Below are 25896 nucleotides of genomic sequence, written 5' to 3'. Positions count from 1 at the left end.
CTTTACATCGATGACTTCAAAAAATGACAATTGATTCATACGATACGGTTCCCCTCCGTTCGATCTATGTACTTATCAATGGAGTATTTTGTTGAGTTCCAATATGTAATATTGCATATTTCGCACTTTTAATTTTTGTATATGTGATAATTTATTTATAAAAATATAAATTATTAATAAGGGTGATTTATATGAGCAAGTTCCGAAAGAAAATGATTAAATATTTGCAAACATTTTGGGGATGCTTAGCATTTGGTGTATTAATGTTTGCTATCTTCTTAATTACGGATTTAGCAGATGCATCTTTAAATACATTAGGCTGGAGAGACTGGCTAGGTTCTGTAGCAGGCGCAACCATTTTATCTGTTGGGATGTTTACTTTAAATAAATTGAATTTAAAATAAATATTCGGTCAATACTGTATGTAGGCTGTATGCCAACATTCATTTAAAGTAGTCTTCTCTGTATCTCCTTGTATTGAGCAGTTAGCTTTTGCTAGCCGCTCTTTTATTTTGTTCCGGTTCTTGCCTATTAAAGAACTCTTTATCTACTTTCCCCCAATAAGTACACATATCTATTCTCCATTGCTACAAAATGAAATCTTTATTTTGTTTTACGCGTCGCTTCTTCAATCAGCCAAGATGCAATATTAAAATCATTAGCTTCACCCTTTAAAGATGTTCCGTTCCAAAAGCATTCTTTCATCACTTCAAGTAATTCTTCAACAGCTTCAATTCATCTCATATTCATTTTCCTTTTCTTCCAAATAACTATTTTGTTTTACTAATTAGCTGATTAATTTCACAAACACCTTTATCAAACATTCCACGTTTCTTCACCCCGTGAATATTTTTCAAATAAAAATACATACTATTTTCAAGCGGCCGTGTCCACGGCTAATACCTCTTTCTTTTGTTACAGCAAAAGCAGGTAGGCTCTTCACTTATCTGCTTTCTCTGTATATTTTTTAAGAAATCGAAAATAATACCAACAAGCTGTTTGAACTAGCAGCTTCACTCTTCTCGCAATGGGGATGCAAATTATCACAATTAGCTAACTCATTGAGCTCACTGGCAGACAACCAAAATCGTTGTCTGCTTTTTGTATGAGATTTTTCGTTTTACATATACTACTTTTGAACCTGCAGACCAATACGAGCCATTTTGGTGCTTGGTATTTCCCTTCCGGGGATAAGTATCTTTTACTTATCCCTTTTTTGTATAGACATGTATATTTAGGGTAAAACTAATTACAAGCAGATTTTCTGTTTATGCGTAGTTCTAAACAAGATTACTTTTTCTCCTATTAAAGGACGGCAGGTACGACTGCTAGTCCTTTTTTCTTATTTCGCATATTATCACTACATTACCTTCATCGTCATAAGCAATTTCCCCATAAGGATGGCAGTGGTGCTTCTCGAGTTCCTCATTGATCAAAACTAACAAATTAGTTTTCCAGTTTCCAACGATCGTACACCAATACGAGTTTAATCCTTCATAAACTTCTCTTGTTCTATTTCGATAATTGCGGAATGTGTAATGAAAATACTCGCTCGCTTCAATACCTTTTCTTTTAATCAAAGTGTTCTGCTGAATGATAGTAATACCCTTGCTCTAATGGTTTTGGACTATAAAATTTCCTTTATAAATTTCAAATACGGTGAATGAAATTTTGTTTTTTCTTGCCATCATCCTTGTTGTATACAAACAAAAAAAGAGCCACAATATTTTGCGACTCTTTTACAATTATAACTATTTAACGACCACGTCTTTGCTGACCTTGCTTTGTACTACCTTTTTTATTACTTGGCTTATTAAATGATCGGTTATTTTCATTTCTCGAACTATTTCTCGAACTATTTCTCGAACTATTTCTTGAATCACTTCTTGAGCTATTTCTGGAATCACGTCTTGAATCACTTCTTGAACCTTCGCGGCTATCTCTTTGACGATTTTGACCTGATTTCTTCGGAGCCGGCTTTGGTACCGGTTTTCCATTTTCATCTACACGTTTTATCTTCGGTTGTTCGATTATTTCTCTTTGTATTGGTGCACCAAGCGTTTTTTCAATTTCTTCTAAATGTTTTTCATCTTTCGCTGCAACGAACGTAATTGCAAGACCTGATCCACCTGCACGTCCTGTTCGGCCAATGCGGTGAATGTAACTTTCTACATCTTCAGGGATATCAAAGTTAAATACGTGCGTTACACCATCTACATCAAGTCCACGAGCTGCTACATCCGTTGCGATTAAGTACTGAATTTTAGCTTCGCGGAAACTCTTCATAACTCTTTCACGTTTCGCTTGAGGTATATCACCATGAAGTTCAGCACAATTATAACCTAATCCTTTTAAATTATCATAAAGCTTACTTGCTCTAACCTTTGTACGACAGAAAATAACAGCTAAAAATGGCTGATCACGATCCATAATAAAACGAAGTGCATCTGGCTTTGCACGGTCTGTCGTCTCAATGACACGCTGCTCAATTGTATCAACCGTTACTTCTTCACTTTGTACTTGAATCATTTGCGGCTCATCCATATAACGCTTCGCCAATTTTTTAATATCTTTTGGCATCGTTGCTGAGAATAACATCGTTTGTTTACTATCAGGTGTCTCATCTAAAATATCTTCAATATCATATAAGAAACCAAAATAAAGCATTTGATCCGCTTCATCTAATACAATCGTTGAAAGATTACTTAAATCAATTGTTTCACGTCGTATATGATCTAATAATCGCCCCGGTGTCGCTACAACAATATGTGTATTACCTTTTAATTTTCTCAATTGTTGTGCTACATCTTGCCCACCATAAATCGCTAGTACATTAATATCTTCTCTTTGAACAAGCTATTTTTTTAATTTCAGTTGTAATTTGCAGAGCTAGTTCCCTTGTTGGTGCAACAATTAAAGCCTGAACATCACTAGACTCTGGATCAATTTTTTTCTAAAATCGGTAACACGAATGCTAACGTTTTACCCGTTCCTGTTTTCGCCTGCCCAATAATATCTTTACCTGACATAATAACAGGAATTGCCTTCTCTTGAATTGGTGTTGCTTCTGTAATTCCATTTTCACGTAATGTATGATTAAAAGTTTCACTAATTCCTAATTCTAAAAAGTTTTTCAAATAGACCACTTCTTTTCCTTATTTTTCACATTAGCTTTCATTGTACCATTTGTTTCGCCAAATATGAAAAATAAAAAAATTCTTATCTTCTTTTTTTATATTCATCCTGTACTAGATGAACAAAATCTTTTTGCTTTTTCTCAGATTTTATTAATGCTTCCATGTTAGTAGAAGACAAAATGAACTTCTTAATTTTGCTATTACATCAAATAACGAACCCATCTTCTCCCCCCTATACCCTTGCTCAAATTATATATATTCTTCTTTACATATATATTTCAATTTTACCGAAATATAATGTTACTGATTTGGTGGAAATCGCAAAATATATGAACTAAAAAACCGATCTTTTCGATTTAGGAAAGACCGGTTTTCATTAATTTATACAGTAAGCTTTCCTCCATGATAGCAATAATACTCTGCTGCTTTAAAACTTTTAATCCTGTTTAAAGACTCTTTCGCTTTTTCTATATCCAAACAAAAATTCGGATTAGCTATTACTAACTCACGATTCTCTTGAACAGCCGCATCTCCCGTAATTACACAATCTAAATTCGGAAAATATAATGAAATATGCCCCGAAGTATGTCCTGGCGTCGCTACTATTTGACATTCATTATTCAAAATCATTTGACCATCATGCACTTTTTCATCGACGGAAATATGTTTTATATTTTTTAACTGTTGTATAAACCATTTACCAAATTCTTTTTCTTCATTTGGCATACGTTCTAACATTTCTTCAGCTTGAACTAACCTCTCTGATTTTATATCACCACTAATATAGTTAGATTCAATTTCACTAGCAATAACATTAATTTGAGGATATTTCACTTTAAAATCGTATACAGACCCTAGATGATCATCATCATAATGAGTAATAATTATATTTTTTAAGTTTTTCATCTCATATCCATGTTTTAATATTGCATTTTCAATTAAAGGTAAAAAACTTGGATATCCTGTATCGACTAACGTTAATTCATTATGTACTATAATTAAACTTGGATAAACACATTGTTTTTGCCCGTTAAATTCGAATTCAATTGGTAGTTCTATTATTTTCATTTTGCTTCCCCCATACGGCTTATAAAATGCATAATAATAACTAAATCATCCACATACATTTTACAATATATATACTATGTAACGGAACACTATGAATCGTTGCATAATCCACATTATATTATTTTAAACAGGTAATCCCCTATTTTTATGGAAATATATAATTAAGAAAAACAATAAAATTGATTAATCTCTCACTTCTTTGTCCATCCTTTTAAAAAATCTATGTTTTGTAAAAGGAGTGTTTATATGGAGAAACAGACACTTTGGAAAAAGTTCAAAAAAAGCTCTGTAAACCTCGGTAAATCTAGCGTATATGAAAGTATTATTTTATTCTACACAATGAAAAAGAAAGAATTACCTACTAAAGCGAAATTCATAATATTAGCCGCTTTATCTTATTACGTATTAACAATCGATTTCATTCCAGATATAGCTGCTATTATTGGGATTGGCTTATTAGATGATGTTTTAGCAATCGCTGTAGCGCATAAATACGTTATGAGACACGCAGATGCTGAAATTCGAGAAAAGAGCAAAGTAAAGATGGAGTCATTATTTACTTCAGCACAAGCATAATGAAATTATCTAGTCATTTACCTACCTTTTTACTTTCAAATAAAGCTAACTGTAATTAATAATAGTTCCACCTCACTGAATATTACCCTTCACCATGAGAGCATAGCAGAATAAATTCCTAAACAAAAGCATTTCTCTTAGCTCTCAAACCGTAAACAAATAGGGAATCAGCACTTGTTCCTAAGTTCTGACTCCCTTTTATTTGTTCTTATATCTATCTGTTATACAGTTTCATACGTTCCCTTATACAAAACTGCTATTGCCGCTACTATAAGAATCATACCCATAAAAGCAGGTGCGGCATGACCAAGTGATACATAGATTTGTCCTCCAATAATCGGACCAATCATTCTTGCTAAAGCTTGAATAGATTGGCTTCCACCTTGAATCCTTCCTTGTTCATTAGAACTGACAGACTTTGAAAGCATCCCGTTGAATGAAGGCCCGAAAATTGAATCCCCAAAACCAAACATTAGCATTCCAACGATAAGTAGTGGAGAGAGTGAAAATACAGCTGATGCTACAATAAAACTGTATCCTATAATCTCCGAAACCATCCCAAGAATTGCTATTTGTTTATCACTAAGCTTGATTAAAAGCTTTGGCATTATAAAACTTTGTGAAACAATGTCTTGAAAGCCCAAAATTGAAAACATAAGTCCGATTAATGCAGGTTTCCAACTGAAAGTATCCATTGTAAATTGCGTGAAAATTGCTTGTAAAGATCCGTTAGGTATCCAAAGTAAAAACGCTGAGATAAGTAACCATTTTAAATTTTTCATGGAAAGTATATTTGCTAGCTGTGCAAAAGGATTTAACCTTACAAAAGTAATCTCTTTTAACCTGTTATTTTTGTCAAGGCTCTCAGGCATGTATTTCATACCATATAAAACATTTAATAAAGTTATGAACGCTCCAAAGTATAAAGGTACAGAATGACCAAACTTTGCAAGTAAGCCCCCAAGAGTTGGTCCAATAATAGTTCCCGCACCTACAACTGCACTCACCCATCCAAAGTATTTCGTTCTCTGCTCTTTCGGAATGATGTCTGCAAAATATGCGAAGATCGTACTTATGCTTCCGCCTGTTATTCCTTCTATTATGCGTCCAGCAAATAATACCCATAAAGCTCCTCCTATGCCAAAAACCAAGTACCCAATTGCAGAACCAAATAAGCATATTAAAAGTAATGGACGACGGCCATACTTATCGCTTAAAACCCCGAGTGCTGGAGCAGCTAAAAACACGCAGGCCGCATATACGGAAGTTAGTAGTGTAACAACTAATGCTTGTTCTTCCGGATTACTTGTATATGGCTGTACTAAGAATGGGACTACAGGCATGATGATACTGAAACCTATACCACAAAGAAATACAGAAATAAGTCCGAATAGTAACGCATGTTTATCTATGCTTTTTTCTAGTTTCCCTTTCATTTTGTGATCTAAATATAGACATTTAACTTCTCTCCTTAAAATGTTTTGTTGCTTTGTCAACAAAATGATAACCCTGTTTTGTTGATTAGTCAACAAAGATGAAATAATAAAAAAGCAGCCTATTCTCATATTAGAGTAAGGCTGCCATTTTATTATTAAAATGTATTACGATTTAATATGTATACCTTGTTTCTTTATTTCTGCATCCAAATGTCTACTATACTTTTCCACAAAGCTAATTATACTGTCGAATTCTTCTTCAGTTACTTGTTCAAATACAGCTTTATCCCGCTCTTGAAACTCTTTGTGCAGATTTTCATGGATTTTATAAATTTCTTTCCCTTGTTCGGTAAGCTTAAAATAAATTTCTTTCTTATTTTCTAACTTTTGGTAACTTTCAACAAGGCCTTTTTGTATGAGCTTCTTAGTCATTCTACTTATAGCACCGCGAGTCACATAAAAAGCCTCTGCGAGTTGTGTCACGTTAGAATCTGCATTGTTTTCAATATATTCAATGCAGTGAACTTCAGAAGACTTAAACCCTTTAAGACCTTCTTCCATCTTATCTTTATTAAGCCAACCCAGCTTATTATATAATTCCCTGAAACCGTTCATGACCTGTTCTTCTTTATTCATGACCTGCCCTCCTCACCGCTCATTAGCACATTAAAACTATTATATTAAATTTCTGCTTATGTTTCGACAATATTGAAATAATTATTGTAACATTCAAGATATATGTAAAAATTGGCGCTTAAATAAAACAATTCATTAAACAGCAAATTTATTGCTACTTACAGTAAACGGTAGACAAAAAGTAAGAGCTAAGATCATTTCTCTTAGCTCTTCTTTTATAAAACTATTTCACTTCATTAGCGACAAAAAAGTGCTCACATACACTTGATATGCGCTGTAAGTCCACGTTCCCACCGGATATAACAGCTACTACTTTTTTCCCTTTTATATAACTATTAACTTTTCCTGCAAGAAGTGCAGCAGTTGCTAATGCACCTGCACCTTCTACAACAGCTTTCCCACGTTGTAATAAATCTTTCATCGCTACTTCCAGTTCTTTTTCTGATACAGTTACAATATCATCTACTAATTCTTTTACAATTTCAAATGTTAATTCCCCTGGTATTTTAACTGCGCAACCATCTGCAATAGTAGGCGCCTCATAATGTTCTACGATTGCTCCTTTATCGTAAGATGCCTTCATTCCATGAACATTATCTGCTTGGACACCAATTATATTAATCGATGGATTAAAAGATTTTAATGCTACAGAAATACCAGAAATAATTCCGCCTCCACCTATTGGTACAATGACAGTATCTACATCCCACATATCATCAAGAATGTCTAATCCAATTGTACCTTGACCAGCCATTACCTCTACATCATCATATGGATGTAAGTATGTTTCACCTGTTTCCCTTATAATTTCTTCACATTTTACCTTTGCATCATCAAAGGTTTCACCATGTAAAATCACTTCAGATCCATATCCTTTTGTTGCTTCAACTTTTGCCTGAGGTGCAGAAATTGGCATAACAATTTTACTCTTAATACCGAGTAAATGAGCAGATAATGCAACTCCTTGTGCATGATTACCTGCTGAACAGGCGATTACACCTCTTTCTTTTTCTTGATCCGTGAGCCGCGACATTTTATTAAATGCGCCACGAAATTTAAAAGAACCCGTTAATTGCATATTTTCTAATTTCAAATGTATTTCTCCGTCCGTTTTACTAGTCAAATAAAAAGATTTTACTAATGGCGTTTTACGAGCATTTCTATCTAGAATTTTGTGAGCTTTTTTAATATCGTCTATATGTAATGGTAGTTTTCTAGTTATCATACTGACACCTCTTCCAAAGTTCTATTTCTAAGTTTTCGTAAGTCGTAGCTCCTTTATACGAAAAGAAAAAATCTTTATATATGTACCCCACTCTGAAATAAACACATTTGCAAACAATTTAACATCCTCTTCATATCGCGTTCTTTATAATGATTTAAACATGCAATTTGGATCCAATTATTCTTTTGTAAATAAGATGACTCATAATGAACGATGTATCCTTGTAATGCTAATGCATCGCCTACTACTTTAGAAGAATGGTCTTCGCTTAATACAATAGTAAGTATAATTGGCGCGGCATGTTCTTTAGGTGAAACAAGCTTTAAGCCCATATCAGTAATAACTTCTTCAACATACTCGTATGTCTCTTTAATTTTTACAAATACCTTTTCATCTTCAAGTCTCTTCAACGCTTCTTGTAATGCATAAATTAAATTCCATGATTGTGAGTATGGAATGCTTTCATTTTCTTCATACATACCAATGTCCATATAGGCCGGCACAGCCTCGTTTATTTTTACAATGTGGTTATGAAAAACGAAAGAAATTCCTGTATATGATTTAATCGCTTTACCGCTAACACCACTTGCAAAATACACATCCTTCAAGTCTAATGGTATTGCTCCAATTGAGCTTATGCAATCTACACATAGTTTTATTTGATTCTCGTTACAAAGAGTATTTAGCTCGTTTAAATCGTTTAACATTCCAGTAGATGTTTCATGATGAACAAACCAAATCCATTCATAATTTCCAGTTGTCATGATTTCTTCTAATTCGGTATAAATAAATGGATCTCCCATTTCCTTTTTATACGTATCAAAATGTAACCGTGCTCGTTTTGCATGTCCAACTAATCTATTACCAAATTCCCCATTTGTTAATACTAGTCCTTTCCCTTTTAAAGAACGTAACTGTAAAGCAATCGCATCATTTGCTAACGTCCCTGTTCCTAACATAAGCTGTACATGTTTTGCTTTTGTCATGTAAAGTAACCGTTTTTTTACATTGCCCATCATCACTTGAAATGACTTAGAGCGATGCGAAATAGGCCGCGTAGAAAATGCCTTTCGAACGTTCTCTTCAATATCTACTGGACCAGGTAAAAACGTATATTCTTTCGTCATAATCCCCCCAACACTCGACTCTTCAAACATAGCAGGGGTAACATACATTGGCTGGAAGGCTGCTTCTTCTGTACCAACTAACGTATGGAAAGATTTGAATCCCATTTGCTCATATAAAGCTAGTTCACGTGTTGTTGCAGAAATGAGTGCTAATTCATATCCATTTAGAAGTAAATAACGATGTAGAAAACGAATTAATCCTAACAACGCTCTTCCATTTCTATATTCACGTTCTACTGAAAGTAAACGAATTTCATACATTTTTTCTCCATGCTCTTGCAAATAAACATCTAAATTTGAGATTTTATAATCTAACGAGAATGGTCGTTTTCCCCGCACTGCGACCATACCTACTAATCTATCCTCATCTAAACAAATTAAATATGTATTTTCTTTATGAAACCGATCTATACGAAACCGGTCTTTCGTTTCTTCATGTTGTGGTATCTCTTCCACAAAAGTTTTATAATTTAATTTATGTATACTTTCAAATTCCCAATCTTGATCAGCAACTTTATAAATTAACCCCATGCCTTATCTCCTTTATCTATTTAATAAAAAATGATAAGTGGAGATTATCCCCACTTATTAAACATTCATTTTATTCTCGATTCACATATAGAATAAGTACAATAATCATTCCACTTAATATAGTGGTAACAATAGAATAAGAATAAAGAATCATACAAATTGGTAAACAAGCAATTGTAATTAGTCCTGGCTTCGTAAACCCTTTAAATATTAAATAAAATACAATAAAAATGCCTAAGAGGGTAAGCGCTATCAAATAATCAAATGCGATTAGTCCTCCTATAAATGTTGAAATACCTTTACCGCCCTTGCCTTTAAATACAACTGGATAAATATGTCCAATAATAACGGCCAATAATGTTAACATTACGAATGTAGGATCTTCAAAAAGATATTTTGCTACAGCAACAACGATTGCCCCTTTAATCGCATCACCTAAAAATGTAGCGATGAAATACCCTTTTCCATATACGCGCCCCATATTTCTTGCGCCAGGATTTCCGCTTCCTTCATCCCTAATATCAACGTTATGTCTCAATTTTGTTACTATATAAGCGGTCAATATGTTTCCAATTAAATAAGAAGCCACCAAATATAAAAACTGCATACTATTAATCATGTAATCATTCACTTTCTACATGGGATTACATATACAATATTCAATTACTACGTATATTGTACGTTTTTAACATACATCCCTTTATACATTTTAACAAATCATACAAAAATTCTCATACACTATTTTTAAAAATATATATCCCTCATTAAATAATATGTTCCTTTCACTGCCATTTCTGCTTTTGATACGAATGTAATTTCTTTCATACTATCTTCACAGCATTTCTTAAATACAGCAAATATTTCAGGAACTAAACGCAATATACTGCCACTTACTGCAATTGGCGTTGAGTGCTTAAAGTTCAACTTGTTATAAACACTTACTGTAATCCTTGCCAATTCCTTTCCAGCTTGCATCATAATTTCATGCGCATCATCATTGCCATTTCTCGCTTCCTGAATAACTAATGGCGCGATTGCTGCAATTTTATCTTTAGAAGAAGTATATACTAAGCTTTTTATATGAGACGGTGTCAAAAGTTGAAACTGCCTTTGAATGTTCAAACTCAATGGACAAAGACTGATTCCTTGATCGAACTGAATTGCCATTTTCTTTAAAGCTTGTAATGCAATCCAATATCCGCTCCCCTCATCTCCTAAAATATGTCCCCATCCACCGCTATACTGATATACTTCCCCTTTCTTTCCTATACAAATTGCACCTGTACCACCTATAGTTAATATTCCCTCCTTACCTTTTAAAGCAGCTGCATGCGCGATCATTGCATCATTAAAAATTTCAATTTTTGTTCCGTATTTCTTTTTTAAACGTAATATTAATTCATTTGTATTCCCTCCGCTTATACCAGCTAATCCTAAACAAATACAAACGCAATGCTCATTCATTAAACTCTTCTGGCATTGATTAATTGCTTCCATAATATGCAAAAGTGCCTGATCAAAATCTATTAATACATTTCCAAATCTGCTCGTACCTCTTACAACTTCATTTCCATCTTGATCAAATGCAATTGCCTCTGTCTTCGTTCCCCCGCCATCTACTCCAATCATATACTTCATATGTTCGCCTCATTTTCATCTGCGTATGGAGGGAATGTTATATTCCCTAAAATTACGGAATTCTTAGCACCTGTTGCGCTCGGCACATTACTTGAATTACGATGATACGTTTCGTTTGCTAAAATAGCAAACGCAATTGCTTCTTTCGCTGCTGAAGAGTGACCAATATCTTCTTGTATACATATGCTACATTTCTCTTCTCTTAATCCATTCCGTAACATTTCAACAAGTGTATTATTATAACTTCCACCACCTAAAATCACCTCATCAATTTCATAATACGGCAAAATAAACGCCTTATAATGATGAACAATTGAACATGCTGTAAACATCGTGACAGTTGCCAATATATTTTCTTTACTATGCTTTTTAAATCGATTCAATAATCCAGTCACAAACGCTTCTCCAAACTGTTCTCTACCTGTTGATTTTGGTGGTTTCATGTTCAAAAATGGATGGTTCATACAGTATGTTAAAATTACCCCTGCAATATACATAACGTGCATGACCTCCTATTTACTAAAAAACAAGCATGTAAGTAACGAACGTACAACCAATCGAAAACAATATAAATCTAAAAAACAACTGAGCTTTCGATGCAAACGATCCATCAATGAAAGAAACAACTACCGTAAGCAAAACGCTTGCCGCAATACTTGTAACGAGCCAAATACTATGCATTTGTGATAAATTTAGCATGCCTAATAAAGGGACAAAAAGTAAATTTGCACAAATCACTCCAAATAGTAATAAAAACACACCTTTATAACTAAATTTTATATTCATTCTATTTCCCCCTTTCTAGTTTTAATGTGAAAGAAGTGATAGACAAAAAGTCTATCACTCAAAATAACAGCATGTAGATTAAGGATTAACCGACTCTCCGTCACCATTCTTTTCGATTTCAAGCATATTTTTGTCGTACATTTTAAAGAATGGTAAATAAATAAGGAACGATATTGTTATATTTATAAAAACTAATACAATCGCACGCCAATCTCCACCTGTTGCTAAATATGCACCAATTGGAGCAGGTAATGTCCATGGCGGCATAATATGCGTTGGTGTTACAAATCCCATTGCGGTTGCAGCATACGCTATAGTAGCTGTTACTAACGGGGTAATGACGAAAGGAATAATTAAAATTGGATTTAATACAATCGGCAAACCGAATATAACCGGTTCATTTATATTAAAAATCCCAGGGACAATACATGTTCTCGATAATGCTTTTGAATATTTTGATCGACCAAATATAATCATAGCTAACACAAGCCCTAACGTTGCACCCGAACCACCAATCCAAATAAACCATTGATAAAACGGTTCTGGTGCAATAAACGGAAAATGACTCGCTCCACTTGCTACAGCTTCACCGTTCTTTCCTAAATACACATCCCAAAGTGGCCTTGCCACAGTACCTACAACTGATACTCCGTGTATCCCGAAAGACCAGAAAAACGTAATTAAAAATACAGGTATAATAACGCCAAAGTAACTATCACCAGCTTTTACTAACGGTGCGGCTAGTTTATCTACAACGTAATGTAAATCAACTTTAAAAACGACTGTAATAAGACTCATCATAATAATAACGAATGCTGCAGGTATAAGTGCTTCAAATGAACGTGATACTGACGGTGGTACTTGTTCTGGCATTTTTATCGTTACGTTATTCTTCTTACAAAACCTTAAAATCTCAACTGATAAAATAGAGACGATCATCGTCACAAATAATCCATGACCTCCAAGATTTGTCATCGGAAGCATGAATCCTTTTTTATCAATTAACTCAGGCGTTAATGTTAAAAGTAGTGAACATACCGCAAGCTGTGCTCCTGATAAAGCATCTAATTTATAACTTTTCGCTAAATTATATCCTATTCCAAATGCTATATATAAGGACATAATAAACATAGTTAAACGATATGGTATCAATATACTTGTTTGATTCTTTAATGCCCAAACCGATATGAAACTATCTTTCGGCAGTGGTGGAAATGCTACTATTAAAAAAAGCTTCCTACTATAATAAATGGTAACGCCGAAATAACTCCATCACGGATTGCTTGTAGATGCCTCTGCTCAGAAAGCCTTGCCATCGGGCCAGATAAGTTTTTATCAAGAAACGTGACAAACTTATTCATAACGCTTCCTCCTAACTAATTAATTCATTTACAGTTTTTAATAAAGTCGGGCCTCCAAGTGGCGTGTATGCTTGCGGTGGAATGATGCCACACGGAATAGATTCCTCCTCTGCAAATTTTTTTACAGAGTCAAATCGGTGTCTTATTTGAGGTGCCACCATTACGACATCCCAGCCATTCTTTACTTCTTCCTCTACCTCATTCGTTCCAATTGCATGCACTTCCATGTTCACACCATTTTTCTCCGCTTCTTTTTTTAAAGCGTTTACAACAATTGCACTGGACATTCCTCCAGAACAGACGAACAAAACTTTCATTTATTAATCCTCCTATACTTATAATTTATTACCCTTCAAATGAAAGGAAGTTTCACTTTACTAACAAGCATATGAAGTAGTAAATGAATTTAGTTATAATGAAAGTAAATTTCATTAAAAATATTTTTCCTATTAAATTAATGTTTCAATATGCAATTTTCTCTATTGCAAAGTCAACCTCGCCTCCTATATTATTTTAAATAATCATATGATAGGGAGGCGTATAAATGATCGTTAAACGTTTATTAATGATATGTTGTATCGTCATCTTGTTCATCCCTTTCTCTTTCATTCCCCCTCACTCTACTTATGCTGAAGTAAATACTGCATACAAAAAACATGAATTACGTGCTGTATGGATTGCATCTGTTCTGAATATTGATTGGCCCTCAAAAACTGGCTTACCCATTGAAAAACAGAAACAAGAATTTATAAGATTATTAGACGATGTAAAAAGCACTGGTATGAATGCAGTTGTTGTACAAATTAAACCAACCGCTGATGCTTTCTATCCTTCAAATTACGGTCCTTGGTCTGAATACATTACAGGAACACAAGGAAAAGATCCTGGTTATGACCCGCTTGCATTTATGATTGAAGAAACTCATAAAAGAAATATAGAATTCCACGCTTGGATTAACCCATACCGAATAACGATGAATCACACCGATATAAATCGATTATCAAATAATCACCCTGCAAGGCAACATCCCAATTGGGTTGTCCCTTATGGCGGAAAGTTATATTACAATCCCGGTATTCCAGAAGTGAAAAAATTTATAACAGAAGGTGCTTTAGAAATCGTGCAAAATTACGATATTGATGCGCTGCATATGGATGATTATTTTTATCCATATAAAGTGGCCGGTGAAGAATTTCCAGATCAGAAAACGTACGAAACATATAATAACGGTAGATTTACAAATATAGAAGATTGGCGACGTAACAATGTAAATGAACTTGTAAAAGATTTAAATACTGCTATAAAACAAGAAAAATCATATGTAAAGTTTGGCATTAGTCCGTTCGGCGTATGGAGAAATGTAGCTGACGATCCGACTGGCTCTAACACAACCGCAGGCCAAAGAAACTATGATGACCTTTATGCTGACACACGTGAGTGGATACAAAAAGGATATATTGACTACATTACACCGCAAATATATTGGAATATAGGTTTCACCCCAGCTGCATATGACATATTAGTAGATTGGTGGGTTAAAGAAACAAATAACAAACCGATTCACCTATACATCGGTCAAGCGGCCTATAAAATTAATAATAACTCCGTCCCTGCTTGGTCTGATCCAGAAGAATATCCAAGACAAATTGCATTAAACCGGCTATATCCCGAAATAAAAGGTAGTATGCATTTTAGCTTAAAAGATATTAATAACAATCCACTTGGAGCTAAAGATAGACTCTCAAAAGACATATATAAATATCCTGCATTAATTCCGCCTATGTCTTGGCTTGATCATGATCCACCAAAACAACCGACTTTAAAAGGTGCCATTCCAAGAGATGAAGGTATTGCAATCGGTATCATTGACAATAGAGATAATGATTCTACTTATTACGCTATTTACCGCGCGAATGGGAAAAATGAAGTGGATATACAAAATCCGAAAAATTTACTTACTACTGTAAGAAAAACAAAACTTGGAGAAATTTATGTAGATAAAACCGTTATTTCTGGAGAAACGTATACGTATGTCGTAACTGCAGTTGATCGATTGCATAATGAAAGTGTGGCTTCTAGTCATACTACCGTTAGTGCAAAATAAAATCTCATAACAAAAAGCGCCCTAAAGCTGTGATACTTAGCTTTTAAGGCGCTTTTTGTTATTTATTCTTAAACTTCTCAGTCGCTGCTCTCATCTTCACATTTAAATCGTGATCAATTGAGTCGCGAATATCTCGCTCTACTACTTCCATTTCTTTTTGGAAATTTTCCAAGTAGATTTTCAGTTCTTCTTCCTTCTCTGGTCTTTGTGAAGGTGGTAATTGTACTACCAACGATAACATGGCCGTTAAATCTTTCATTAAGAACGTTTCAAGTTTATGTTGTTGCTCAAACATGCGTTGTTCTTGATAATACGGCAAAGCATTTAATACTGAAATTGTAATATCATCAACCGTTCGTTGTAATGAAGGATTTATTGAGCGTTTATACGCTTGAATTGTATTTAATGCATCTGGATATCGATCATAAAAATACAATTTATAAAACGATAAATCTGTCGGTTTTACAGTTTGCTGCGTTTCTTGTCTTAAAAAATCTTTTACTTTCATCGCCGCTACATCAATATCTTCATTCGTAAGCTTTTTCGTTGTTTTTGCCATTACATGTACTTTTTTCTGTTTTTCTTTCGGTAACATCGAGAATACTTGCTCTCTCGTACGTTGACCCGATGCACAGAAAAGAGTGTTTAATGTATGTTGTTCTTTCTTTCCTTCCGTACGAATCCAACGATAAAAGAGAGGGTGTTGTGTAAATTCTTGTAGAAACGGTAATGATTTATTCGATAACTTATCTAAAGAATCGTGTGCTCTTTTATATGGCTTCGTCCATGAAAAATACAGTTTACGTCCGAAATATACAACTAATACAACGACAGTAAATGCGATTAAAAGCAATGTACCTAATAGTACTAATACAGTTTGAATGAAACTCATTTTTTCACCTCCTCTAAAAGTCTGCTATTTTCTTGGGCGCTGAATGAGTTTTTGTTTCATTTCATCATTAAATGTGTCTAGTTCAATAACAAACTTCTTACTTGACTCGATAATACGTTCTGACGATTTCTCAGAAGCTTCAATTGCAGCGAATACGTTTTGGAATGACTCGCGTAATTTATCCATGCTAATTGCAGGATTTTCAAGCAGTTTTGTTGTTTCTTCTGTATTTTGTTTTAATGCTTGAGAATTGCTTAATACCATTGATTCAATTGCTTCATTTGTCGCATTCACTGCATCGATTGTTTTCCGTTGATTTGTTAACGCTAGCTGAATAGCAGCTGAAACCGTTACAACGTTTTGCGTCATCGTAATTGCATTACGAATTGCCTCCGTTAACTTTTCATTATTTTTCTTAATAATGTCTACAGATGCGATAGATTGTAATAACACACTTTTCGCTTGCTGCATATTACGTGTACGTACAAGTATCTTTTCTAACGCATCGTTAATTAATGGAATATCTCTTTGACGTTCTGGATTTTGTTTCTCAGCTTCCAGCATGCCAGCAAGTTTTCTCCCTAAGTATACTTGCTTATCAAGAGCGTGAATTTTATCATGCGATTGCTCTTTAAGCATTTCAAGACCAACTGTATCTTCTTGTAAGTTGTCACGACCAATTAGAAGGGATCTTATAATCTCCTCAATTTGCTTATCTATAGATTGATATTTATGCACGTATGTTTCAAGTGGGTTTTTCTTGAATACTTTAAACATAATTTTCTTCATACCACTTGCTTTTAATGAATTCGGATCAAGTTCTGATACCACTTTTCGTAATTCTAACAATGTATTTGGAATTTCTTCGTTTTTTCCATTCATCATCGCTGTTACAGGACGTTTTAATGCTGACAACGTTTGTCCTGCTGCTTGTTGCTCTTTATCTCCTAAATCTCCTAGCTGAGACAATACTTTTGATAAATCTGTATTTTGCTCGCTATTTAACTTTTGTACATAAAGATCAGCTTCTTTATTCAGTTCCTCTAATTCTGCATCTTTTATAACTGTATCAACCACTACTTCTACATTATTATCTTTCACGATCGATACAGGTTCTTTTTTCTCGAGTTCAGTCAACAAAATCGCTCCTTTATTTATATGTGCGAATTTATATGCACTATATTTCATCTATTATATCGTATTTCATATACATTCTGATTGCTTGAAATCGATTTTTTTAGAAATGCCTGTTTATGCAGTCATTCCCTGTTTCTTACTATAAGTATACCTGTAAACAACATAATTTTCCTCAGACTTAAGACCTAGAGAACGACATGCTGAAGGCGGATTCTTCGTATGTTACGTATATAAATTATGTTCTTCTATCCTTCTGTACTCAATCTTTTGACATACACCCTTTTTCAATGTGATAATTATATTGCGCTCACTCCTATTTCTTCTTGCGCGCTACGAATGCTCCATTTTGAAATGCCAATAACACCGTTTCAAACATTTCATCTTCTTCTATCATTTTTTTAAACTCGGCTAATTCATTTGCATGAGAGGTTGCGTTATCAACAACAAGAAAACCCTTTGGTTGTAAAATGCGTTTTATATGCTCAAGCCACCACATGTATTGCGTACGCTCTGAATCTAGGAAAATAAAATCAAATGAATGATCTAATTGCGCATCTAAAAATGCCCCTGCTTCTTGATTATGAACATCAATCCTTTGTAAAAGGTTTGCCTTTTCAAAATTGACAAGTGCCTCTCCAACTCGTTCTGAAGAAAGCTCTACAGTTGTTACATTTCCATTTGTTTCTTCTACCGCATTAGCTAACCACAATGTAGAATAGCCATTAGAAGTTCCGATTTCTAAAATGTTTTTTGCGCTACACCCTTTTACTAAAATTGATAAAAATTGCCCCATCTCACGAGTAATATTCCGTAATTTTTCTTCCCGTGTTTTTTTATTTCGATCATGCTCTTCTCCATATTGTTCAAGTTGAAATAATAATGAATCTAACGTATCCATTTTTTTCATCGCCTTTCCAAAGCAATATGATGAAAAAGCTCTTGCTGCCCGTCTACTTTTTATTATATGCGAAACAAAAACCTTTTTCCTGTTATATGACAAAGATTTATAATTTTTTATAGCATATTGTTTCGTTTTTTGGTAAAGTTAATTTCTACGTGCAATTATTCCATTCATATTATTTCATATTAAAATTGCAGTTATTAAATTATATAAACCCCATTTAAATGAATCGGTATTTCAAATTCAATTAAGCGCCCTTTTCGGACGCATTTTCTTTGTTTATATATTTCCAGAAGAAAGGATGCTTACAAATGAACGTGATTAGCTTAGATGCTGCTCGAAAACGAAAGCAGCATAAAAAATTAATGATTACTATACCGATTATTACACGTATTTATGAAGAAGACGGGGAAATTAAATTTGAGGTAGCTGGCGAAAAAGATGTACCTCTTGAAATGTTAGAAAAATAATAAAAAAACGCATTTCTGAAGAAATGCGCTTTTTTATATTTTTACATTTAAATGCATAAGTTTTTCAGGGTTAACCATCATATAAATATTTGAAATTTTCTCATCCTCAAATGCAAACGAAAGAACATAAGTTACTTTATTATTTATTGTAACTATAACTCCTGGTATACCATTGACCATTTTGAAATCAACAGTGTACTCTTCTGTCAATCGTTGTGCAATCCCAAAGAACAAACGTATAATTCGATCCGCAGAATAAATCGGGTTAATAGCAGTCGTAACTTTACCACCACCATCAGCTTTGAGTATAGCATCTGTTTTTAATACTTCTAACATACCTTCCGCATCCCCACACTGTAATGATGATACAAACTTTTCAACATAAGAAGCCATTTTCTCCGTGCTTAATTTTGATTGCTTCGGTTTCTCCAACATGCTTTTTCGAGCACGTTGAAAGATTTTCCTGCAGTTCACACTACTCTTATCAACAATTGAAGCTATTTCTTCGTATTCATAACTGAAAACCTCTCTTAATATGAAAACAATCCTTTCTACCTCAGATAATTGTTGTAAAAGTAATAAATATGCGGTGGAAAGGGATTCTTTCATTATAAATGACTTTGATGGCTCATCACTCTCTTCTACAATTGGCTCTGGCAACCACATCCCTACATACACGTTACGTTTATGCGCTGCCGATCGTAATTTATCAATTGAACGATTTGTCGCCATCTTACATAAATATGCTTTCATATTTTCTATAGATTGAGGATCTTCTATATTATTTAGCGAGATAAATACATCCTGAACGATATCCTCAGCATCCATAACACTCCCAAGGATTCTGTATGCTAACGAAAATAATAATGGTTGATACGCTTCATATAACTGCTCCGTTTCCATGATGAACTGCCTCACTTTCATATTGCTTTAAAATGTGTAACGCTGCACGTTTCCCGCTTGCTACCGCAGCATCAGCTAATATTTCATCATGCCCTGCCCAATCTCCTGCAACATAAACACCTTGCATTTCAGGTATATTAGGACCCGGCTTTTCAACACGGTCAATATGAGGAAAATCATGTACTACTGTTATTTTCGGTAAATATTGCTGTGCAACAACTTCTCTTTTCCAATTTGGATGTAACAACTCCATCGTACTTTCCAACTGTTCTTTATCTTCATGAATATGATTCATCTCTAGCATAGGATTATGGTACTTAATTAGACTCACTGCAATTGATCCATCTTCACTTAATTTAGCTGCTCTCGATTGATTTGTGAAAAATATAGGTTGATCTAATCCTAATACAAATTGATGTGTAGGATTGGGTAATTGTCTCAAGCCAATATCTAATGCAGCAACAGTAACCGGTACCGATTGTTCACTCCATCTATGCAAACTTGTTCCTTCTGCACCTTTTATTATTTTACAAGCCTCTTTTGGCGGAGTCGTCACGATGACTGTACCTACTTCAAAAACCTCATCATCAACACAATGTATTCTTTGTTTATCTTCATAATGCTCTATTTCCAAAACATGCTTTTTAGCCAAAAATTTTACCCCGACATCATTCGCTAAATCTCTTAATTTTGTTATTATCGTCTCCCAACCACCATCTACATAAAGCACTCCTGCTTTTATAGAAAGCTGTATTTGCTTTAGTACAGATGATGCTAATTGTATTGTAGGAGCAAACGTATATGTTGTTGTCCGGCATAGCGCATAAAATATATTGCGAACCATTGGATCTTTTATTTCATTTTCTGCCCATGTAGTTAGACTCATTTTCGGAACTTCTCCTACATCTAAATTTCCTAAACGAATCATAAGACGTGAGAATTGTACTTTTGCAGACCACGAAAGTAGTGGTGTTGATAAAATTGAGCGAAAATCTGTTGGGATAGTGAATATATCCCCTTTCCATATTCCATGTGCTTTTGTAGATGGTATTCCACCTGGAAGATTCAAACCGAGCTCATTAAAAATTATAAACGCTGCTCCGCCTCTATATAAAGCATGTGCACCAAGATTCATGCAGATTCCATTTTTATTTATAGTCATCCCTCGGCCACCGAATTGACTGGATTTTTCTAATACAATCACTTTCTTTCCAGCTTTCGCTAAATATATAGATGCTGTTAATCCAGCAAGCCCACCGCCAATAATTGCTACATCAAATGTATTCATAATAAAATCCCTCCTTATCGTTCTACATACAAGACGAACGATTAAGGAGGGATGTGACATGAAAATAAATTTTTATTACCCTACTTTATTTCATTACTTTTTAATTCGGTCATATTGCATACGAAATAACTCAATTGCAAATGGAATATCCTCTTCACTCTTTATATAATAACTGATCCATCCTGATTCAGGTAATACGTGATGTGGTTTTACCAATCCTTGCTTCACTAATTCATCTCGCTTTAACTTCGGAAATGGTAAATCAGCTAATTTATCACCATGAAGATGGCCAAGTTCTTTCTTACCATAATTTATTTCAATACCACCAAATCGATGCGGTTTTTCAGAAACACCCGCCCAGCTGAGTACTTCATTTCTAATCATTTCACTAAATGACATGAACATTCACTCCTTATAAATGATTGATGTACTTTTAAATTAACATTTTCATTACTTTTTTCCATCAATCCAAAGTATGAATGGGAATACGAATATAGTTTAGTATTAACACCTTATTCTTTATGAAATAAGTGAATTTATTAAGCTGCCGACAACAGCACAAAACAAAGACTAGACTCATATCCTAATTTTGTAACCTAACTTCCCTATAGAAAGGCGGGTAATACAATTGACTGCCAACATCGACTATACCTCTCCCTCAACCAATTTTACTTATGATGTAAATAAAAGTAATTTTTTTCGGAAAGATGCCCAAAATTATATAAATGTACTCGGTATTAAACAATTAAATACTTTAGAAAATACTTCTTTATTAGATATTTATTTAAGTACAGGAAATGTTGTAGAACCACATATTCATCAAAATGCAGCTGAACTTGTTTATTGTATTTCAGGGTCTGCTGTTGTTTCTTTACTTAATCCATTTACGAATCAAATTTTAAACTTACCGATAAAACCGGGGCAAGTTGCCAACATTCCACAAGCGTGGTGGCATTATGAAATTGCTACAGCAGATAATACTCATTTATTAGCTATTTTCAATGCCCCAGCGCCAGAAGTTATTTTCGGTTCTGATATTTTAAGATTAACTCCGGCTCATATGATGGCCCATACTTACTGCCTCAATGAACAACAATGGAAACAAGCGGTTTCCCCTATTCAATCAACTACTGTAATTGGTCCTCCGGCAAACTGCAATCAAAACCGTGAAACGAAAAATTATCCAACCCAGCCCCTCGCTCAACAACATAATCCGCATCACCAAGATTCTTATTACTTTCCTCTTTACTGGGGCGTATTAATTTGTAAAATTTCAAAAGAATCATCATTTATCTCCTAGGAAAATACCAAGGAGATTTTTTTATTGTATCTTCTCTTCCTATTAAAAATAGTAACAATTGATAGTGTACATACATATAATATTTATATATTAAATTGGAGGTGATAGTACTATGAGTAATTATAACTATCGAAAAAACTACTCTTATAATAAAAATAGTAGCTCTTCAGCATCCTCTCAATCTTCCAATTCTCAATCTTCCAATTCCCAATCGCAAAGAGACTTAGCCGAGCAAGGCTATGTAAAGAAAAAAGGATGTAACTGCAATAAAAATAAATAGTTTATTTTATGGATGAATTCTTTTTTAAAAGAATTCATCTTTTTTTGCTGATCGGAAATTTTTAAAGTTACATAACTTATGCCTTAAATGAGAAAGGGTAAATTATACTTTTTTATACGAACTTAATAAAGAGTAATTATTCAATTGATTTATTACTTATTTCCTCAAAAAATATAGTCCTTCCTAAATTTATTAGGAAGGACTATATACAAACCCCTGTTTAATTTCCTACTAAACATTGTAACAAATTAAACGATATTAATACCTGCACTTACAAATCCAGCAACTGCAGCTATTGGACTTGCTGCTGTTAATGAAACATATAACAGTATTTTATCCCCAGCTGCTACTGGAATAGCTTCAGGTATGATTCCTGATGCTGTAGAACCAATCGCTATTGCGGCAAATGCTGGTGTTAATAAAAGAGGTGCGCCTTGTACTGTAAACGTATTGCTTGCTGCAGGTGCAGTTAATATTTGTATTTGCACTTGAACAGGTGATAATGGAGCTAATGCAGCTGTTGCACTAAAGAAACCAGCTAATGACGTAATAACCCCTGCGCGTGGTGCTACAAATGCATAATCACCTACACCTAATGCTAATGTGATACTTGTTCCACCAGTTAAAGCTACACCAGGCTGACTAAATCCAAATCCAAGAAGAGTTCCTGTATTAGCTATTAACGCGTTAACTAACGCAGATGGTGTTGTACCTGAAGCAAATGGAATAATAGCTCCGCCACCAGTTGCACCAGTTGCTCCTGTTAAACCTGTTGCTCCTGTTAAACCTGTTGCTCCTGTTGGACCTGTTGCTCCTGTTGGACCTGTCGCTCCTGTTAAGCCTGTTGCTCCTGTTAAACCTGTTGCTCCTGTTAAACCTGTTAAACCTGTTGCTCCCGTTGGGCCTGTCGCTCCTGTTAAGCCTGTTGCTCCTGTTAAACCTGTTGCTCCTGTTAAACCTGTTGCTCCACCAGTACCTGCTGGACCTGTCGCTCCTGTTGGGCCTGTTGGACCTGTTGCTCCGCCTCCTGGACCTGTTGGACCTGTTGGACCTGTTGCTCCGCCTCCTGGACCTGTTGGACCTGTTGGACCTGTTGCTCCGCCTCCTGGAGTAGCACCAATTAATTGAGTTAATAAGTTTAATAAAAGTTGTAAACTTGCAGGGTCAATAATTAAAGAGAAGAAGAATGGTGCAAGAGCACTGTAGAATTGTTGTAATAAAGAAAGTAATTGACTTAGATTTGGGTTAGGAGATTGTAGTAAATTAATAATACTTTGAATTAATTGTTTTAAGAAATTCCCTTCTGGGGAAGGTGCTAATTCATTTAGTAAGTTCAATAGTTGAGTAAACAAATTGAGTAAAGCTAATCTGTTTGCATCACTTGGATTTGCAAAAAACGCTGCAATAGCCGCTATTAAAGAGTTTAGTAAAGTAATTAATCTACCTAATTGCTCACTAGTAATTGGAACTGTTTGTGGATTGTTACAGCAATCTGGAGTGAAAACAATCGGATTATTGCAGTGGTTATGACCAAAACAATTATTGTTTGTCATTTATGTCCTCCTTACTTGTTTTATATTTGAGTTTTTCCTATTATAAGGATCATAAAGTTGTAAAAAAATATGTTATATATTGACTTAAAATAGGAAACATGAAATATAATTAAACTTACAAACGCTATTTAATTATGTTCATGACTCACATATTAATTATATGTTTTTAATAATTGACTGCTTAGATTAAATACCTAAACTTACGGGTTTATTTTATTTTTCCACGTTTATCTCTTAGGTTTAAATACACATATTAATTTGAATATACTCAACAATTAACAGTGCTATTTTTTTATATAAATATACATTATTTCTTTACTAAGATTGTGTTCTCTTTTTAAACATGAAGCCGTTTGTATTATAGAGAACTCTCATATAATATATTGAAAAATTCATTTTATATTTTATTCCAATACACTGTGAAAAGGATTGAAGTTAAAATTCCTATCATTCAACCATTTATGACAGCTAGAAATTGAATGTACCTTCACTTAATTTTAACTATTTAAATATAAAACAAAAAAAGACAGATTCCTTTTCATTAAGGATCTGTCCTTTTAATTAATAATGATAAATTGTAATATAATTGAAGATCCTTGCGATGGAGGTTGAGTATCCAATAAAGTTAATTTACCAGTACTCACCTCATATAATGGCTGTGGTTGCATTATTCCATTAATAAATAAATTAATATATGAAACTTCACTAGGCGATAATATATTCGTTGTACCATATTGAGGTATCCCATCGGCATCTGTATATATAAGTTTCTCTCCATCTGCAAAAGTATAATATAACAAATTGGTTGTTGTGATAGGACCAATACCCCCAGTAGGGCCTGTTGCTCCGGTCGGTCCCGTTTCTCCGGTTAGCCCGGTTACTCCTGTTGGTCCCGTTATTCCAGTCGGTCCCGTTTCTCCTGTTGGTCCCGTTATTCCAATTGGGCCCGTTTCTCCGGTCGGGCCTGTTTCTCCGGTTGGGCCTGTTATTCCGGTCGGCCCCGTTTCTCCGGTCGGCCCCGTTATTCCAGTCGGGCCTGTTATTCCAGTCGAGCCTGTTTCTCCGGTTGCTCCCGTTATTCCGGTTAGCCCGGTTACTCCAGTTGCTCCCGTTATTCCGGTCGGGCCTGTTTCTCCGGTTGCTCCCGTTATTCCGGTTAGCCCGGTTACTCCGGTTGCTCCCGTTATTCCGGGCGGTCCTGTTATTCCGGTTGCTCCTGTTATCCCTGTCGCTCCGGTCGGTCCCGTTATTCCAGTTGGTCCTGTTGCTCCGGTTGGAATATAAATTGGTGGAAGAATCGGAAATGTAGGTCCAATATTTTCTGGTCCTATCATCCCCTTATTCAATGATAATTTGTCATTGCGTTTCAAGTTAATACCTCATTCCACATGTTTTTTAACTCATACATATCATTTAGACCTTATCATTAAAGAATAACTTTATAACTATTCTCTTTTCTTCTCATAATAATTATTACATGTATTAAACATTTTACCGTTGCTATAGCCACTATTATTAATATAATAAATTGATCATTCTATTTAAAA

Annotated in this window: 21 protein-coding genes and 4 pseudogenes; 5 read left to right on the top strand and 20 right to left on the bottom strand. The window is 34.5% G+C overall.

Features of this window, described 5'->3' with window-relative positions; all coding sequences use genetic code 11:
* Positions 1-191 precede the first annotated feature (191 nt).
* Positions 192-404, top strand: a complete 213-nt coding sequence (locus tag HMPREF1014_RS12045) for a hypothetical protein (RefSeq protein WP_000033156.1) — start codon at positions 192-194, stop codon at positions 402-404.
* A 1351-nt stretch (positions 405-1755) separates the two neighbouring features.
* Here HMPREF1014_RS12045 and HMPREF1014_RS12040 read toward each other — a convergent pair.
* Positions 1756-3146 (bottom strand): annotated as a pseudogene (locus HMPREF1014_RS12040) (DEAD/DEAH box helicase).
* Between the two features lie 372 nt (positions 3147-3518).
* Entirely contained in the window at positions 3519-4205 is a 687-nt protein-coding gene (locus tag HMPREF1014_RS12035; protein ID WP_000691170.1) for an MBL fold metallo-hydrolase, read from the bottom strand.
* Between the two features lie 246 nt (positions 4206-4451).
* Between HMPREF1014_RS12035 and HMPREF1014_RS12030 the strand changes: the two genes are divergently transcribed.
* A complete protein-coding gene (locus HMPREF1014_RS12030; protein WP_000415089.1) occupies positions 4452-4781 on the top strand; it encodes a YkvA family protein in 330 nt (109 codons plus the stop codon).
* A 221-nt stretch (positions 4782-5002) separates the two neighbouring features.
* On the opposite strand, the pseudogene HMPREF1014_RS12025 reads toward HMPREF1014_RS12030, so the two are convergent.
* The 10 genes and pseudogenes from HMPREF1014_RS12025 to HMPREF1014_RS11980 form a co-directional block, all read right to left on the bottom strand.
* Positions 5003-6239, bottom strand: a pseudogene (locus HMPREF1014_RS12025) (MFS transporter).
* 143 nt (positions 6240-6382) lie between these two features.
* Positions 6383-6853: a MarR family transcriptional regulator gene (locus HMPREF1014_RS12020; protein ID WP_001030892.1), complete on the bottom strand. Its 471-nt coding sequence runs from the start codon at positions 6851-6853 to the stop codon at positions 6383-6385.
* Between the two features lie 223 nt (positions 6854-7076).
* Positions 7077-8078, bottom strand: coding sequence for a bifunctional threonine ammonia-lyase/L-serine ammonia-lyase TdcB (gene tdcB / locus HMPREF1014_RS12015; protein ID WP_000632950.1), 1002 nt, complete (start codon positions 8076-8078; stop codon positions 7077-7079).
* 74 nt (positions 8079-8152) lie between these two features.
* A complete protein-coding gene (locus HMPREF1014_RS12010) occupies positions 8153-9736 on the bottom strand; it encodes an aminotransferase class V-fold PLP-dependent enzyme (RefSeq protein WP_000523050.1) in 1584 nt (527 codons plus the stop codon).
* Positions 9737-9806: 70 nt separating this feature from the next.
* Positions 9807-10355 carry a glycerol-3-phosphate 1-O-acyltransferase PlsY gene (gene plsY, locus HMPREF1014_RS12005; RefSeq protein ID WP_000610872.1) on the bottom strand — a complete coding sequence of 183 codons (549 nt, stop codon included), beginning with the start codon at positions 10353-10355 and terminating at the stop codon, positions 9807-9809.
* 125 nt (positions 10356-10480) lie between these two features.
* The gene (locus HMPREF1014_RS12000; RefSeq protein WP_000876617.1) at positions 10481-11374 is read right to left on the bottom strand and encodes a BadF/BadG/BcrA/BcrD ATPase family protein; all 894 of its coding nucleotides are present in this window, start codon (positions 11372-11374) and stop codon (positions 10481-10483) included.
* A pseudogene (locus tag HMPREF1014_RS11995) lies at positions 11371-11853 on the bottom strand (anhydro-N-acetylmuramic acid kinase); the annotation flags it as partial. The pseudogene HMPREF1014_RS11995 and the gene HMPREF1014_RS12000, both read right to left, overlap by 4 nt.
* Positions 11854-11893: 40 nt before the next feature.
* Complete coding sequence (locus HMPREF1014_RS11990) at positions 11894-12160, bottom strand: hypothetical protein (protein ID WP_001021965.1); 267 nt, start codon at positions 12158-12160, stop codon at positions 11894-11896.
* 78 nt (positions 12161-12238) lie between these two features.
* Positions 12239-13521, bottom strand: a pseudogene (locus HMPREF1014_RS11985) (PTS sugar transporter subunit IIC).
* An 11-nt stretch (positions 13522-13532) separates the two neighbouring features.
* Positions 13533-13838 carry a PTS sugar transporter subunit IIB gene (locus HMPREF1014_RS11980; RefSeq protein ID WP_000865907.1) on the bottom strand — a complete coding sequence of 102 codons (306 nt, stop codon included), beginning with the start codon at positions 13836-13838 and terminating at the stop codon, positions 13533-13535.
* Between the two features lie 227 nt (positions 13839-14065).
* On the opposite strand from HMPREF1014_RS11980, the gene HMPREF1014_RS11975 reads away from it, so the two are divergent.
* Positions 14066-15625: a glycoside hydrolase family 10-like protein gene (locus HMPREF1014_RS11975; RefSeq protein ID WP_000636008.1), complete on the top strand. Its 1560-nt coding sequence runs from the start codon at positions 14066-14068 to the stop codon at positions 15623-15625.
* Positions 15626-15683: 58 nt separating this feature from the next.
* On the opposite strand, the gene HMPREF1014_RS11970 is transcribed toward HMPREF1014_RS11975, so the two are convergent.
* From HMPREF1014_RS11970 to HMPREF1014_RS11960, 3 genes are all read right to left on the bottom strand, one after another.
* Positions 15684-16517, bottom strand: coding sequence for a DUF3974 domain-containing protein (locus HMPREF1014_RS11970; RefSeq protein ID WP_000008381.1), 834 nt, complete (start codon positions 16515-16517; stop codon positions 15684-15686).
* Between the two features lie 24 nt (positions 16518-16541).
* Complete coding sequence (locus HMPREF1014_RS11965) at positions 16542-17654, bottom strand: toxic anion resistance protein (RefSeq protein ID WP_000137398.1); 1113 nt, start codon at positions 17652-17654, stop codon at positions 16542-16544.
* A gap of 313 nt (positions 17655-17967) precedes the next feature.
* The gene (locus HMPREF1014_RS11960; protein ID WP_002005067.1) at positions 17968-18561 is read right to left on the bottom strand and encodes an O-methyltransferase; all 594 of its coding nucleotides are present in this window, start codon (positions 18559-18561) and stop codon (positions 17968-17970) included.
* Between the two features lie 305 nt (positions 18562-18866).
* Between HMPREF1014_RS11960 and HMPREF1014_RS31545 the strand changes: the two genes are divergently transcribed.
* Positions 18867-19025, top strand: coding sequence for a hypothetical protein (locus tag HMPREF1014_RS31545; RefSeq protein ID WP_001100984.1), 159 nt, complete (start codon positions 18867-18869; stop codon positions 19023-19025).
* Between the two features lie 33 nt (positions 19026-19058).
* Here the strand turns inward: HMPREF1014_RS31545 and HMPREF1014_RS11950 are convergent, their stop codons facing one another.
* The 3 genes from HMPREF1014_RS11950 to HMPREF1014_RS11940 form a co-directional block, all read right to left on the bottom strand.
* Positions 19059-19928 (bottom strand): sigma-70 family RNA polymerase sigma factor, encoded by an 870-nt coding sequence (locus HMPREF1014_RS11950; protein WP_000447142.1) that lies wholly within the window; start codon positions 19926-19928, stop codon positions 19059-19061.
* Positions 19906-21216 (bottom strand): phytoene desaturase family protein, encoded by a 1311-nt coding sequence (locus HMPREF1014_RS11945; RefSeq protein WP_001091199.1) that lies wholly within the window; start codon positions 21214-21216, stop codon positions 19906-19908. Before HMPREF1014_RS11945 ends, HMPREF1014_RS11950 begins: the two co-directional genes overlap by 23 nt.
* A gap of 93 nt (positions 21217-21309) precedes the next feature.
* A complete protein-coding gene (locus HMPREF1014_RS11940) occupies positions 21310-21615 on the bottom strand; it encodes a luciferase domain-containing protein (protein WP_000010317.1) in 306 nt (101 codons plus the stop codon).
* Positions 21616-21844: 229 nt separating this feature from the next.
* On the opposite strand from HMPREF1014_RS11940, the gene HMPREF1014_RS11935 reads away from it, so the two are divergent.
* Positions 21845-22516, top strand: coding sequence for a cupin domain-containing protein (locus HMPREF1014_RS11935; RefSeq protein ID WP_000126320.1), 672 nt, complete (start codon positions 21845-21847; stop codon positions 22514-22516).
* 528 nt (positions 22517-23044) lie between these two features.
* Here the strand turns inward: HMPREF1014_RS11935 and HMPREF1014_RS11930 are convergent.
* Together HMPREF1014_RS11930 and HMPREF1014_RS11925 are read right to left on the bottom strand one after the other, a co-directional pair.
* Positions 23045-24349, bottom strand: a complete 1305-nt coding sequence (locus HMPREF1014_RS11930) for an exosporium glycoprotein BclB-related protein (RefSeq protein WP_000183799.1) — start codon at positions 24347-24349, stop codon at positions 23045-23047.
* Positions 24350-24906: 557 nt separating this feature from the next.
* Positions 24907-25719 carry a DUF4183 domain-containing protein gene (locus tag HMPREF1014_RS11925; RefSeq protein ID WP_000827706.1) on the bottom strand — a complete coding sequence of 271 codons (813 nt, stop codon included), beginning with the start codon at positions 25717-25719 and terminating at the stop codon, positions 24907-24909.
* Positions 25720-25896 lie beyond the last annotated feature (177 nt).

The organism is Bacillus sp. 7_6_55CFAA_CT2, from assembly GCF_000238655.1.
GTDB classification, from domain to species: Bacteria; Bacillota; Bacilli; order Bacillales; family Bacillaceae_G; genus Bacillus_A; species Bacillus_A cereus.
Note: the sequence above shows the minus strand (reverse complement) of the source record. Positions and strands in the feature narration are given on the sequence as shown.